Origin of the sequence: Komagataeibacter sp. FXV3 (genome assembly GCF_015155755.1) — a bacterium.
GTDB lineage: Bacteria > Pseudomonadota > Alphaproteobacteria > Acetobacterales > Acetobacteraceae > Komagataeibacter.
Genome location: NZ_VWPI01000143.1, coordinates 25933 through 40450 on the forward strand (window position 1 = coordinate 25933; position 14518 = coordinate 40450).

General features: G+C 61.8%; 9 protein-coding genes. 2 read left to right on the forward strand and 7 right to left on the reverse strand.

Features of this window, described 5'->3' with window-relative positions:
- The first annotated feature begins 123 nt into the window (after positions 1 to 123).
- Positions 124 to 2256, forward strand: a complete 2133-nt coding sequence (locus F1542_RS13445; RefSeq protein WP_227672741.1) for an EAL domain-containing protein — start codon at positions 124 to 126, stop codon at positions 2254 to 2256.
- A gap of 144 nt (positions 2257 to 2400) precedes the next feature.
- On the opposite strand, the gene F1542_RS13450 is transcribed toward F1542_RS13445, so the two are convergent.
- The 6 genes from F1542_RS13450 to F1542_RS13475 all read right to left on the reverse strand — a co-directional run bounded on the left by F1542_RS13450 (position 2401) and on the right by F1542_RS13475 (position 11723).
- Positions 2401 to 3729, reverse strand: a complete 1329-nt coding sequence (locus F1542_RS13450) for an ATP-grasp domain-containing protein (RefSeq protein ID WP_193733475.1) — start codon at positions 3727 to 3729, stop codon at positions 2401 to 2403.
- Between the two features lie 53 nt (positions 3730 to 3782).
- On the reverse strand, positions 3783 to 5018 hold the full coding sequence (locus F1542_RS13455; RefSeq protein ID WP_193733476.1) for an NAD(P)-binding domain-containing protein: 1236 nt from the start codon (positions 5016 to 5018) through the stop codon (positions 3783 to 3785).
- A gap of 1550 nt (positions 5019 to 6568) precedes the next feature.
- Positions 6569 to 7588: a DNA polymerase III subunit delta gene (gene holA, locus F1542_RS13460; protein WP_193733477.1), complete on the reverse strand. Its 1020-nt coding sequence runs from the start codon at positions 7586 to 7588 to the stop codon at positions 6569 to 6571.
- 5 nt (positions 7589 to 7593) lie between these two features.
- Positions 7594 to 8448: a hypothetical protein gene (locus tag F1542_RS13465; protein ID WP_193733478.1), complete on the reverse strand. Its 855-nt coding sequence runs from the start codon at positions 8446 to 8448 to the stop codon at positions 7594 to 7596.
- Between the two features lie 3 nt (positions 8449 to 8451).
- Positions 8452 to 11085 carry a leucine--tRNA ligase gene (gene leuS / locus F1542_RS13470; protein WP_193733479.1) on the reverse strand — a complete coding sequence of 878 codons (2634 nt, stop codon included), beginning with the start codon at positions 11083 to 11085 and terminating at the stop codon, positions 8452 to 8454.
- Positions 11086 to 11189: 104 nt separating this feature from the next.
- Complete coding sequence (locus F1542_RS13475; RefSeq protein ID WP_193733480.1) at positions 11190 to 11723, reverse strand: DUF3576 domain-containing protein; 534 nt, start codon at positions 11721 to 11723, stop codon at positions 11190 to 11192.
- Positions 11724 to 11948: 225 nt separating this feature from the next.
- Here F1542_RS13475 and F1542_RS13480 point away from each other — a divergent pair, with 225 nt between their 5' ends.
- A complete protein-coding gene (locus F1542_RS13480; RefSeq protein WP_227672742.1) occupies positions 11949 to 13991 on the forward strand; it encodes a glycoside hydrolase family 3 protein in 2043 nt (680 codons plus the stop codon).
- 150 nt (positions 13992 to 14141) lie between these two features.
- Here the strand turns inward: F1542_RS13480 and F1542_RS13485 are convergent.
- On the reverse strand, positions 14142 to 14518 hold a 377-nt coding region (locus F1542_RS13485), incomplete at its 5' end, for an SPOR domain-containing protein (RefSeq protein WP_193733481.1).

A 14518-nucleotide genomic window follows, 5' to 3' on the forward strand; every position in this document is an offset into this window, starting at 1 on the left:
GATGCCTGCCAGTGCCATGTGGATACTGGCAGGATGCTTTTTCATGACGACCGGATTACATAAAATAATAAGTAATTGAATAAAAAATCATAATAAAAAGCAATTGATGCGGGGATCTGATTGATGGACATTACCGTACCGGCAGGGCCGTCTTCCTTTCTTGTCATGGGCGACATCGCCCGGAAGGGTCCCGTCATAAGGCCCTCCGATCTGGGGGAATGTCTGTTCGATCTTTTTCATGCGGACCCGGAACTGATGCTGGTCGCGGTTGTGGGGGAGGATGATGTGCCTGTCGGTCTGGTCGAGCGACAGGCTTTTTTTCTGAAGGTATCGGGCAAATTCGGGCATTCGCTTTTCAACCGCCGCCCTGTCGCCCTGCTGATGGATGCCAGCCCGGTCATGATTGACGCACGGGTATCCGCATCCGATTTTACGGCCCAGACATTGATGGGCCAGCCATCCGACCTGATCCGTGGCTATATTGTTACGGAAAACGGATGTTACCGGGGGACGGGATCGGCGCTGGACCTGATCAACGCATCCCATTCCCATGCGGTGGCGTCCGCCGCCAGCCTTGAAGAAGCGGCGGAAGACCTGCGCCGGGCAAATAAAAAGATATTACGCGACAAGCTGTTCATTGATACGATTGTGGAAAATATTCCCTCCGCCCTTGTCGTCCGGTCCGTGCGGCATGGTCATCCCGTTCTGGTCAACCGTGCGGCCGAGGAGATGATGGGATGCAGGCGTGACCTGCTGATTGAAAAGGATACCGCGCAGGCCTTTGGCGCGGAGGAAATCGGTTTCCTGCTGGTCAGCCGCCCGGACGCGGACCGGCAGGGCGTGCGTGAGCAGGTCCTGTGCAACCAACGCGGCGAACCGCGCGCCATTTCCACCCGCCATGTCACCATTGCGGATGAACGCGGGGGGCCGCGTTGGGAACTGTGCGTGGCCGATGATGTCACGGAACGGCGCAATGCCCAGCACCAGGTCGAACAGCTTGCGCATTATGACCCGCTGACCGGCCTTGCCAACCGTGCGCTGTTCAGTTCCCGGCTGGATGCGCTGTGCGCGGGCGCGCGGGGTGCCACATTGCTGTGTATCGACCTTGATTACTTCAAGACGGTCAATGACGTGTATGGCCACGCGGCGGGGGATGCGCTGCTGCGGCTGGTGTCGGAACGGCTGCTGGCCTGCAGCCGGCCCGAAGACCTGGTGGCCCGGCTGGGCGGGGATGAATTCGCCATTATCTGGCCGCTTGTTCCCGAACCGGTGGAACTGACACGCCGGGCGCGTGAAATCGTCGAGACCGTAAGCAGACCCTATGTCATTGACGGCCATCATATCGTCATTGGGGCCAGCGTGGGTTCGGCGCTGTACCCGCAGGATGCGGATAACGCCGAAACCCTGTTGCAATATGCCGATATCGCCCTGTACCGTGCCAAGTCACAGGGACGTAATGGCTTCCAGTTCTTTGATGCGGCCCTGCGTGATGAAATCCGGACACGCGTGCGGCTGGGCAATGAACTGCGCGCCGCCATTGCCGGCAGCGAGATCAGCCTGCATTTCCAGCCCCTGTATTCAATGCCGGGCAACCGGATCAGCGCATGTGAGGCACTGGTGCGGTGGTACCACCCTACGCATGGCATGATCCCGCCGGACCAGTTTGTGGGACTGGCGGAAGAAAACGGCCTGATCCATGACCTGGGGGAATGGGTCCTGCGGGCGGCCTGCATGGAAGCGGCGGACTGGCCCGCGCAGGTCAAGATCGCGGTGAACGTGTCGCCCATCCAGTTACGTAACCCGCGTTTCCTTGGCATTGTCGAAAATGCGCTGGCGCATTCTGGCCTTGCGCCACACCGGCTGGAAATCGAGATTACGGAAAACATCTTTGTCCAGAACAGCGCCACCAACCGCGATATCCTGCAGCAGCTGGGCCGGATCGGATGCAGTATCGTGCTGGATGATTTCGGTACGGGCTATTCCTCGCTGGGATACCTGCGTTCCTTCCAGTTCCAGAAAATCAAGATTGATCGTTCCTTTGTGCAGGAACTGCCCGAACGCAGCGCATCGGGCATCGTACGGGCGATTATCAGCCTGGCACAGAGCATGGATATCCCCATCACGGCGGAAGGGGTGGAAACGCAAGACCAGTGGACGCACCTCAATGACCTCGGGTGCAATCAGGTCCAGGGCTTCCTGCTGGGTCGGCCGCAGCCTTCCGATATGATCCGCCAGTCCATCATTTCACATGCCTGAACGGTTTCGGCAGCCTGCCTGCGGAACGCAAGGAAGGTTCTGCCACAGCCTGTTGCCCGAAGCGTCAGACGATGCCGCCTTTTTTGGGAAAAGGCGGCATCCCAAAACGGTCATTACTTCATTATCAATTTGTTATCCTGAAATTCACAGGGTGGCCATGGGCATGTCCGTGATCATTCCGGCCCGCAGCAGCGTGGACAGCTTGCCCAGTGCTTCCCCCCTGTCCACCGACTTGCCATAGGGCATGTTGGGCCGCAGGCGTTCCTCCAGCCGCGCGACCGATCCGCGCCGGGGCCATGGGCGGCGTAGCAGTTCCTCCACCAGTTCAGGGTAGCGCCACGGGATGTCGATCCAGGCAGCCGTGCTGTCCAGTGTTTCCGGCTCGGTGCGCAGGATCTGTGGGAACAGGGCGATCATGGTGTGTTCGCGCAGTTCCATGGCGGCGGCGGGCATGGCGACCTGTGCCCGTCCGCGCACATGCTGCAAAAGGCGGCGGATCAGCGTATTGCCGCCATGGCACAGGTGCCCGATCTGGGTCAGGCGGGGATTCATTTCTATGAAATGATAGGTGCCGGTTTTTGCGCAACGTACAAAATCCAGGCCAAAAAAACCCGACAGTTTCAATGTCGCGCAGGTCACCCGCGCCGCGCGTTCCATATCGGCGGATTGCGTGATCTCGATGACTGTCGCCGCCCCCGTGCGCCCCTGATAGGACACGACATTGACCCCAAGCGTGCCAAGCACTTCCCCCTCCCAGCAGGCCACCATGATATTGGCGGGCATGCCGGTTACATGCGCCTGTGCAATGACGGGCAGCGGGCGGCGCGCCGTTGCTTCCATGAAGGAATAGATATCGCGGTCCGCCAGCAGCACACGCAGCGCACAGACCATCCGCACCGGTTGCGACAGGCGGTGGAAGCCACTTTCGGCTTCCTGTTGCGTATCAGCGATCACCACGCCGGACCCGCCCCAGCTACGGTCACGCTTGAACACCCATGGTCCGGGTGTGGTGGCGCACCACTGCCTGACATCGTGCATGGTGGCCATGTTGGCGGCGGCAGGTGTCGGGATGCCCTGTTCGCGCAGGACATCGATCAGCTTGAGCCGCGTCTGTGCATAACCAAAATATTCGTGCCGCCCCAGTGAGCGTTCGATCGTGTTGCGACACAGGTGGCCCATGGCGGTTGTGGGATCGGCCTCATTGTAAACCTGGTGCAGCGTCACGACCACCCGGTCATCTGCCGGGATGATCAGGTCGGGCCGTAGCTGCGCGATGGCGCCAGCCAGTGCCACGGTCGGCGCGACGTACGGATAGGTCCGTATGCTTTCGATCGCCTGCAGGCAGCGCAGGGGATGGCCGGCCGGGCAGATGGCATGGACCGTTACCCCACTTTCGATGAATTCCACCGCAGCGCGTGTAATGGCGGACCACCACACGGACGAGATGATGAGAACTGTAAAATCGTTTTTCATGATTCAGGACTTTCCAGCTCATGTCAGGACGCAAGCCTGGGGGCGTATGGGTGTCACGACGCGAATGCGGGCTGTGGAACAGGCTGTGACACGGATTGCCGTCCCAGCCGGGCGCTGAGGCGGCGCGCGGCAAAGCGCGCGCCCCAGGCAAAGCGTAGAAGGGGGCCAAAACTGCCAGCCGCCATGGGTCCGATGAAGTAAAGTCCCGGCACGCTTGATTCAAAGCTGTGCGACAGGGCGGGCATGTTGTCTTCGGTACGGATGGCGCGCGCCAGCACGCGGTCAAGGAACGGGATGCGTTCCATATCCACCTTGACCCCCGTACCCAGGAAAACATGATCGACATCCACGACACGCGGGCAGCCCGCCTGTGTATCCCGGAATTCCAGCTGTACGACATTGTCGTGCATCCGTGCGGACTGCAGGTCGACGTTAAGCCAGATCGGCACCTTGTCGCGCACGACATCGCCCGTTACCCATGTTGCCGCCGGTCCCAGATGGCCGCGCGTAATGCGCAGGCGCAGGCGTGCGGGCAGCATGTGAAACACATCCGGCAGGTCACAGGCCATGCGGGAACGCCATCCCGTTCCCAGACCGGAAACGGGTTTCTTGATCCGGGTCCACAGCAGTTTCAGGCCACTGATTTTGCGGGGGGGATGATTGATCCAGATCTTTGGCCTGCGGGTGCAGATGAAGGTCTGCGCGCCCACGTTGTGCAGGAAACATGCCGTATCCACCGCCGATGAACCCGCCCCGATCACGGCGACCCGCTTGCCTGCAAAGCGTTCGAACGTGGTTTCGTCGAATGTATGGCTGACCCGGTCGGGCGGCAGGCCGCGCACGGCCGGGGGGGTATGGGCGAAATGCTGGATCCCCACCGCCATGACCACATTCCGCGCCATGACGGTTTCCCCATTATCCAGATGCACGACAAAGCCTTCCAGCGTGCGCGACAGGTGCGTGACCAGACAGGGTTGCAGTTGCGGTACATGGGTTTTCTGGAACGTTTCGCCGTATTCCGTGAAAACCGCGGTGGGAATGGGTTCGCCGGTGGGGGCATAGGGATATCCCCGTTCCCTGCAGAACTGCGCAAGGGTAGACCGGCGACCGGGGTCGAACAGGTCCAGCGCGAACCCTTCCGCCTTCAGCCGCAGGCTGGCGGGAACATGTTCGCGCCAGAATCCCATCGGGCGTCCGAAAATACGAAAGTTTACCCCCCTGTCACGCAAATGGGCTGCAAGGGAAAGTCCATAGGGGCCAGCCCCTATAATGGCTACGTCGGTATTCATCAGAAATCCACCAGCCAGTAAGTCCGAGAGCGGAGCGTTATTTAGCGAGGAACAGGAAACGCAGGTTTTTACTTACGGTATGGAACGAAACACGCGCACGTTTCTTGTTTCAGGCCTGTCAGGACCCGAGGATGCTCAAAACGGACATTATGTTCCGCCATATCTTAACCATACATTTACCGTATCTCGGACAACAATCACAAAAAAAACAGTTCAGGCCTACAATGGTGGGGTTGGTACAAATCACACACTTTCAACGGTTTCTCATGCGTGAATCGGGTCGCGAAATATTTTCGTTTATAAATTATTGTGGCGATGGAACTTTTTTCTATTCGCATGCTTTTCGAAAACAGGATGTATTTTGTCCTCTATGGATCGGATACTAATGGAATGAAAAGGAAATGTTTTGTTATTTTTTATAATGTCTTGATTATTTTTTATATTTTGTAATATTTATCTGTTATTTTATTTTACCTTATTGATTAATATTTTCATTAATAATTATGTGATTTATGCAATTCATTGCATGTATATTGGTAAATTCTGGATGATTATCATATAGATCATTAATAAATAAGGACTGATTTTGTTAAGAGACTGTTTGAAAACAACCAATTGATAAAAAAACAATAAAAGTTTTTGGGTGCTGCCTTTTTTCAAAAAGGCGGCGTTCTTTTGAAGCTTTTGCAAAAAGCTTCACCAAAAACTTTCTTTAATTTTAAAGTGCTATTATGTGCCGACTTTTCAAACAGTCTCTAATTCTGCTTTTGAAGGCTGTTCTTCAATAATGCGTGGGGCAGGTCATGGACAGTGTCTCAAGACCACATCACGCAGGACCATGAACCCGGCACAGGGACGTCATGCGGTCGGATGATCGGGTTCAGGGCAACCTGGCGGCAGGTCCCCCTGCCGGATGCAGCCTGGCTGCTCTGCACGGCATTGGCGCGTGCCGTGCCGTGGATTACCTCCGGGCAGGAGAAAACGTACGGCAACCCCGCCTTGATGGCAGCATGTCATGTTCAGCGTGGGTACGGGATGTGATGGGGGCTGGATGTGGTTTTGTTCTGCTGCCGTGTCGGTTGGGGACCGAACGATCTTTCGCATGGCGGCAGGATGCCGCGCGTGAAAACCGTTTTTCAGGTTTCAGAAGGCGCCACATGACAATGTGGGATTTGTGGTGTCCGCGGCGGGATTCGAACCCACGGCCCCAGGATTCGTACCACTTCGGCTTTCACCGCCGCCATAGGGGTATGGCGTTCGTGGTCTGGACTGTCCCTTCACCATAAACCGCATGCGGTTGACAGGTGCTGCCCATCCAGTCTCTACACCTTGCCGGAAAACCGGCCTTGGCTCGGGATTGGCACGGCATTTGCCAGAGCGTTCCCCGAATTTGAGCAGATCCGCCACGTGGTTTCCCGTCGTGACGCCCAATTGCAAACCAGGAATCCTGTGCTCTATCCGGCTGAGCTACGCGGACACACTTGGGTTTTCTAAACGAGGCCCCGACGCGCGGCAAGGTGTTTCACGAAAGCGGAGGGAATATTTCGCCTTCAATGGCGCCTGCGCATCTGCTGCGCCTGTGCGCACAGCCGCGCAACATGACGCAGGCAGAGCACGACATCGGGGCTGCCGGTCTGCTTGCAGGCCAGTTCCAGCGCCTGTGTTTCCTCCGCCGCGTGCAGCAGGGCGCTGGCTGACCATATCATCATGGCCTGCCCGAAGCTGTCGGTGCGTTTGAAAAAGACCGGGGGCCGTAGTTGTCGCATGGCGTCCGCCCGGCTTGCCCCCCCATCCACCGCAAGGCGCGCCCGGCGCAGCCGGTGGATATGCGACAGCAGCACGCGCGTCAGGGCGATGGGGCTGCTGCCATCGGTGGTCAGCGCGCGTTCGGCTGCGGCATCTGCCCCCCTGCGGTCGCCCGCCATGGCGGCAAAGGCGGCATCTTCCAGTGATACGCCCGCCGCGTCCCCAACGCAGGCGCGGACATCCTCCAGCCCCAGCCTGCCACCCTTACCCGCGAACAGGGCCAGTTTTTCCACTTCGCTGCGTGTCGCAGCGCGGTCGGGGCCTGCGCGTTCCACCATCCACCCCAGCGCATCAGGGTCGATGCCGACATCCTGCGCTGACAGCATCTGCCGGATGACGGCTTCCAGTGTGCGTCCTTCTTCTGGGTAACAGCCGATCACCCCGCACTGCCTGTCCTTTTCCGCAAAGGTTCGCAGTTTCGAGCGTGAGGCAAGCCCCGGTGCTTCCATGATGACCAGCGTATCGGATGGCTGGGCCAGACTGTGCTGCAATGCCGCCAGCACGCTGTCGCCCACGTCACGCAGCCAGACCACCCGCCGTCCCCCGGTCAGGGCGAGGGCGGTTGTTTCTTCCTCCAGCCGGTCATGGTCCTCACGGCCCAGGATGGCGACTCGGAATGGATCATGCAGGTCGGGACAGACTGCTTTCGCCGCGGTCGTGGCCCGTTCACGGATCAGGCCCGCATCTTCCCCATGCAGGATGATGGCCCGCAGCGCACCGGGTGCCTGCAGGGTGGCATTGGTGCTGCGGGCATCAATCTTCACCGGACCTAGTTCCCACCGCCTATGCTGATGCCCGAACCGGGAACGGTATCGTTATCCGGTGCCGTGGCGCCGGACTGCGAACCGCCCTGACCGCTGCCCGAGGTGGAGGGCGGTATGTTGTCCATCGGCCCGCTTTCGGTGGACATGCTGCTGCCTTCGTTATTTTCCTCGTTCAGCTGGGAATCGGTCCGGCCTGTCGCCAGTGCGGGCAGGCCATCCGCGCCCGGCTGCTGGGACGGCATCTGGTTGTTGGGATTGACGATGCTGTTGGGATCGACATAGCGCGGCTGGTTCTGGTCCGCGATCGACCCGTCCACCGCCGGGGTGGCGTGGGTGCGGAACCATGTCGCAACCTGCTGTGTCACCTGATCGGCCATGTTCTTGGCCACACGGGTACGCACGGTTTCCAGGTTCAGCGTCAGGGCGAAATACTGTTCATATGTATTGTTGGTTCCATCCACGACCGAGGCATCGCCCCCCGCCAGCAGGCGTGGACTGTCCCCCAGCAGGTAAAGCTGCCAGTGGGCGAAGGCGGTTGTCCGCGTGCGGCCGCTGGTATTGTCCGCATGGATATCCACGGCCTCGTTCATGAGATAGGTGCGGATCTGCAGCGCATAGCGGGTCGGTTTTTCCGGTGATGCCCCGCTCAGGTCCTGCTGCAGGAACTGCCGTAGCTGCTGGCCGTACCGTTCCTTGATGACGGGTACGTACACTTCCTTCAGTTCCGCCAGCACATCGGTCACGGTGGGTTTGCCATCCGCGCCGATATGCTTTCCCGTCGTCTTGTACATGGGCGAAAAGCCGCACCCCGCCAGCAGCAGGGCGCCCAGAACGACAGCATGACGGACGGGATGCGCCATGGATTATTTCGCCACCACGAAGTTGACGATCCGGCCCGGCACATGGATGCGCTTGACGATCCGCGCACCGTCCAGCAGGCGCGCGACATTCGGTTCGGCTTCGGCCATGGCGATCACCTTATCCGCCGGCAGGTCGGGCGCCACGGCAATGGTGCCGCGCAGCTTGCCCATGATCTGCACCGCAATGGTCAGTTCATTGGCCTTCAGCAGGTCGGCGATGGCCACCGGCCAGTTGCGTTCCACCACCGGCTGGCCACCGGGTTCAAGCTGCGCCATCATCGTTTCCGCCTGATGGGGCACCATCGGTGCGCACAGCAGCGCCAGCGTGGCGGCGGCTTCGCGCCGGGCGAACGCCATGCCGTCCTCGCCTGCCGTCTTTTCCGCGTCAGCAAGGGCGGAGGTCAGTTCATGCAGGCGCGCGACCGCCACGTTGACACTGAAGGTTTCCAGCGCATCGGTTACCGCCGCGATGGTGCGGTGGGTGGCGCGGCGCAGGGCATCCGCATTGCGTGCCAGTGTCGCGGGGCACGCCGTGCCCGCAGGGACCTGTTCCGCCACGGTGCGAATGATACGGAACAGGCGCTGCAGGAAGCGGGCGGCGGCGGCAACGCCGGATTCCGTCCATTCCATGTCGCGTTCCGGCGGGCTGTCGGACAGCACGAACCACCGCGCCGTATCCGCGCCAAAGCGTTCGATGATGGCGACAGGGGCCACCGTGTTGCGCTTGGACTTGGACATCTTTTCCACGCGCCCGATGGTGACGGGCTGGCCATTGTCGCGGCGTACGGCGCTGTCGCCCCGGCGTTCGACCTCCTCGGGGTAAAGCCAGTTGCCCTGCGCGTCACGGTAGCTTTCATGGTTGACCATCCCCTGCGTGAACAGCCCGTTGAAAGGCTCGTCCACATGCAGGTGCCCGGTCTCATGCATCGCGCGGGTGAAGAAGCGGGCATAGAGCAGGTGCAGGATCGCATGTTCGATCCCGCCGATATACTGGTCCACCGGCAACCAGGCATCAGCCGCGGCGGGCACGGTGGGCGTGGGGGCGTGCGGCGCGGTGAAGCGGGCGAAATACCATGAGCTGTCCACAAACGTGTCACAGGTATCGGTTTCGCGCTGGGCGGGCTTGCCACATTTGGGGCAGGCCACGTGCTTCCATGTCGGATGATGTTCCAGCGGGTTGCCGGGACGGTCAAAGGTCACGTCCTCGGGCAGCTTTACCGGAAGCTGGTCATCGGGCACGGGCTGCGCGCCGCAATCGGTGCAGTGGATGACGGGAATGGGGCAGCCCCAGTAACGCTGGCGCGAAATGCCCCAGTCACGCAGCCGCCAGTTGACCACGCCCTGACCGATTCCCATGCCTTCCAGCCGGGTAATCGCTTCCTTCTTCGCAGCCTCGGTATCAAGTCCGTCAAGGAAACCGGAATTGAACAGCGTGCCATGCCCGTCACACGCCTTGTCGGTCATGGTGAAGGTCGCGGCTTCCGCCCCCGGCGGCAGGATGACGGGGGTGACGGGCAGGTTGTACTTGCGCGCGAAATCAAGGTCGCGCTGGTCCCCGCACGGGCAGCCGAACACCGCACCCGTGCCGTAATCCATCAGCACGAAATTCGCGATCCATACCGGAAAGGACTTATCGGGCATGAACGGGTGATTGACCCGCAGGCCGGTATCGAAACCGCGCTTTTCTGCTGTTTCGATCGCTTCTTCTGATGTGCCCAGACGCTGGCATTCAGCAATGAATTCGCCTGCCGCCGCGTTTTTCGCCGCAACCTTGGCCGCCAGCGGATGGTCTGCGGCAATGGCCAGGAAGGACATGCCGAACAGCGTGTCGGGCCGGGTGGTGAAGACCTCGATCGAATCAAGGTCGGTGTCGAAACCGGCGGGGGGTTCATGCAGGCCGAAACGGACCTTTGCGCCCTCGGACCGGCCGATCCAGCGTTCCTGCATGGTGCGCACGCGTTCGGGCCAGCGCGGCAGGGTGGACAGGCCATCAAGCAGTTGCGGGGCGAATTTCGTGATTTTCAGGAACCACTGCGACAGCTTCTTCTGTTCGATCAGCGCGCCCGAACGCCAGCCGCGCCCGTCCACCACCTGCTCGTTCGCCAGCACGGTGTTGTCCACGGGATCCCAGTTGACCCAGCTTTCGCGCCGTTCAACCAGCCCGTCCCTTAGCATGTCGAGGAACAGCTTCTGCTGCTTGCCATAATATTCCGGCAGGCAGGTCGCGATTTCGCGGTCCCAGTTGAATGAAAAGCCCAGCCGCTTGAGCGTTGCGCGCATGGCGGCGATGTTGTCCATCGTCCACTGGCCCGGATGCACGCCACGTTCACGCGCCGCGTTTTCCGCCGGCAGGCCGAAGGCGTCCCAGCCCATCGGGTGCAGCACGCTGAAGCCGCGCGCGCGCTTGTACCGCGCCACCACGTCACCCAGCGTGTAGTTGCGCACATGCCCCATGTGCAACTGCCCCGACGGGTACGGGAACATTTCCAGCACGTAGTATTTGGGCCGGTCGGCGGGGGGGACGTCGGGGACATCGAAGATGCCTGATGAAGCCCAGCGTTCCTGCCACTGTGGTTCGGCCGTGTGGAAATCATAGGCGGGGGTGGCGCTGTCCGGTGGGGTGCTGGTTTCGGTCATCTTCTTCTGGTTCGGTATGCGGTGGGCGGGGCTATTCCCGCCGGAAAGGTACGGGCCATGCGCTGACGCGCCACCCGGTGGATCGGCAACGGGTCAGGCTGGGGTCAGTGCTGTCCGCTATCGGTGCGCAACTGGCGCGCGCGGGTCAGGATACGCGCGGTGATGTCGGATACGGTATTGGCCGCGACCGGGGTATCGACCCACTGGTTGTCCTGGAACACCTGACGGAACACCGATACGCGCACCGCGTCCGAACGCAGGCTGCGTGACAGGATGAAACAGGTGATCTTGAAGCGTTCATCCTTGGTCGCGGGCGGCGTGTACCAGTCCGTCAGGATCACGCCCGCCACCGCATCGGCGGATGCGAACGGCATGAAGGACAGCGTATCCAGCGCACCACGCCACAGGAAGGCGTTGACCCCGTTGCTTTCCAGCGGGGTTGAACCGCCATTGGCGCCCCGATCTTCCTTCAGCAGGCGATTCTGGGGTATGGCCAGCCCGCTTTTGTCGTGCTGTGGCGCGCTGCCGCAGCCAGCCAGAAGGCTTACGGCCAGCAGGGCTGGTACAGCCGCGCGCGGCAGCAGGTGGCGGCCCGTAGGGGCGGCAGGAGGGGCAAAACTGGGCGGACGAAGGGTCATGATGCCTCTATGGACGCCGGGGATGGCCCCCGCATGTGGTAATCCAGCCATGCGCCTGAACTGCCGGCCATGCCGGGCAGGGTGCGTTCTGGCCTGTCGCGTTGTCCGTTCTTCATATCCTGCCCCGCCTGTCCCGCCAAGTCGCACGGCCACTTTACCCGCCGTCGCGTGACAATCCGGGCCTACAGGCGCAAAAATGGGGGCACCTTTCAACAGCAACGGGACATGATGAGACACTCAGCCATATGCTACGTCACCGCCCTGTGCATGGGTGCCGCCTTCCTGCCGCTGTCGGTCATGCCATCCCATGCGGCCGGGGTAGCAGGCGGCGGCACGGGGGCGGCCCACGCGGCGGACATGGCCGCGCGCATGCAGCCTGCCGAACAGCAGGCGGTCCTGCAGGCCCGTCCCGCCCCGGCGCCGGGCACGGGCACAAGTACGGGGGCTGCGGGCCTGCTGGCATGGCCGGGCGTGCCCCGGCTTGGCCTGCCGGTGCTGCGCATGCCTGATTTCGCGCGCGCCCCTGCCGATGGCAATGCCCGCCCGCTGCTGCCATGGCTGGCCTTGGCCGCGACATGGGACCCCGACCTGGCCCGCCGTGCGGGCAGCGCGCGGGCACGGGCCGAATGGCAGCAGGCGCGTGCGGTGCTGCGTGTGGGTGGTGTTGATCTGCTGCCATCGGGACGCCTGCAGGCAGGCGAGGACCAGGTCCTTGCCGGAAGCATGGCGGGCATGATCGGCGCGGGGCTACTGGCGGGGCACGTGCTGCCGGTCTTTGGTTCGGTGGTGCGGGAAGAACACGCCCGTGCCGATGGCACCGTGCCCGACCGCATGACGCCGGTGCCTGCGGCCCGGCTGGCGTCACAGGGACTGCTGGGTATCGCGATGGCGCTGGAAACGGCCCATGGGGGTGCCATACTGTGTGGTGGCCTGGCGCCATGCCAGACCGTAACCGGGCTTGGGGCCATGGTGCATGACGCCTGGCATTTTCCCGGCATGGTCATGGCGCTGCCCGGTGGTGCGGGCACGATCAGGGATACGGATATCGCCCCCACGCTGGCCGCCGTGGCGGCAGGGGTGGACATGGAACAGGTGGCGCCGGGTGAGGACGGCCATGATGTCCTTGGCGTGGCCCTGCGGCAGGCCGTGCGCGACGGAAGCCTGAAACCGGCGCAGGTGCAGGCGATGGTCACGCATATCCTCGCCTCGTTCTACATGTCGGGCAGTCTTGACCATCCGCCCTCTTTCGCCAGCGTGCATGATGGTGCGCAGTCCGCATCCGCCGATACGCTGGTGGCGGATGTGGAGGCGCAGGGTGCGGTCCTGCTGCAGAATGAAAACAGGGTCATACCGTTTGATCCTGCCTGGGGGCCTGTCCTGATGCTGGTCCGTCCCGCATTGCGTCCGGCGGCTGAAAAACTGGCGGACGCAATGCGCCATGCGGGGCTGAATGTGACGCTGTCCGTCACGACGGAGGGCGCGGGCGCCCCAGGCACCCTGCCGCCCGCCACGGCACAGGCCGCCCGTACGCTGGTGCTGAGTAACAGCAATGACGACAACCAGATGATTTCCACGCTGGCGGAAATGGGCGGTCATGTTGCCGTTGTGCTGGTGGCCGATGATCCCGACCGGCAGATGCCATGGCTGGATACGGTGGACAGCGTGGTGCAGGCATGGGCATGGCGTGATGAATATGCCCAGCCTCTGGCGGCCCTTCTGTCGGGACAGCAGGATTTTTCCGGCCATCTGCCGGTCACGCTGACGGGGGGCTTCTATCCACCGGGCATGGCGGATGCGGACTACCGGGCATTCGCGCGCGCCCATGTGGTTCCGCTGTTTCCGTTTGGTTATGGCCTGTCAACGCATGGGCATGTGACGGTCAGTGACCTGCGTGTCGTGCGTGACGGGAACCATGTGACCGCGAATTTCTCTGTCACCAATCCCGATGATACGCCGGTGCGTGCGGTGCCGCAGCTTTATGTGGAAATGCCCGATGACCTGCCGGGTGCGGCGCGCCGCCTTGCCGGCTGGCGCAGCGTCATGGTGGCGCCGGGCCATACGGTACGGCTGAGCGTGCCGTTCAGCCTGCGGCTGGTGGGACAGTGGAACCCGGCGGGTGGCAACTGGAATGTGGCGGCGGGGGATTATACCCTGTCGCTCGGGCTGTCATCCGTCATGATGGTGCGGCATGCGACGCTGCACCTGCCTGCGCTGCATGTGCCCGGCACGCTGGACGGCACGCCCGCGTCGGCTGTAACGGCTGAATAGGGAACAGGCCGCGATCAGTCCTGTCGGGATGGAAAGCCTGTTTGAAAATCAGAGAAGTTTTTTGGTGAAGCTTTTTTCAGAAGGCTTCAAAGAACGCCACCTGTTTGAAAAAAGGAGGCACCCGAAAACTTTTCCCATCTTTTATCAATCTTACTGCCCCGGCCGGATCACGGTGCAGGGCAGGCCCTGGTTTTTCAGCGTGGCGCAGGCCTGCGTGGCCGTCGCCTGTGACAGTCCGGCAAGGCGCGCGCGATAGATCATGCCGCCTGCGGGCCTGTTGACGGGGATGACCATGCTGCGCGCGCCCTGCAGGGCGGCAAAATCCCCCTGTCGGGCCATGGTGGTGGCGAAGCGGGCCTGCCCTTCCGCGGTGAAGGCCCCGACCTGCACCATCCATGCGCCGTAACCGGCCCCGGCGCTGGCCGCCGGTGCGGCTGCCGTGCGGGCATCGGTATGACATGTGGGACTGGTGGGATCATACGCCAGGTTCGCGTCCTGCACGCAGGCGGTGCGCTGCTGTACGGGGG

Excerpts from the sequence above, each read along its gene's own strand:
- F1542_RS13465 (WP_193733478.1), bottom strand. The coding sequence starts at position 8,448 with ATGGCGCATCCCGTCCGTCATGCTGTCGTTCTGGGCGCCCTGCTGCTG.
- F1542_RS13480 (WP_227672742.1), top strand. The coding sequence starts at position 11,949 with ATGATGAGACACTCAGCCATATGCTACGTCACCGCCCTGTGCATGGGT.
- F1542_RS13455 (WP_193733476.1), bottom strand. The coding sequence starts at position 5,018 with ATGAATACCGACGTAGCCATTATAGGGGCTGGCCCCTATGGACTTTCC.
- F1542_RS13445 (WP_227672741.1), top strand. The coding sequence starts at position 124 with ATGGACATTACCGTACCGGCAGGGCCGTCTTCCTTTCTTGTCATGGGC.
- F1542_RS13450 (WP_193733475.1), bottom strand. The coding sequence starts at position 3,729 with ATGAAAAACGATTTTACAGTTCTCATCATCTCGTCCGTGTGGTGGTCC.
- leuS (WP_193733479.1), bottom strand. The coding sequence starts at position 11,085 with ATGACCGAAACCAGCACCCCACCGGACAGCGCCACCCCCGCCTATGAT.
- F1542_RS13475 (WP_193733480.1), bottom strand. The coding sequence starts at position 11,723 with ATGACCCTTCGTCCGCCCAGTTTTGCCCCTCCTGCCGCCCCTACGGGC.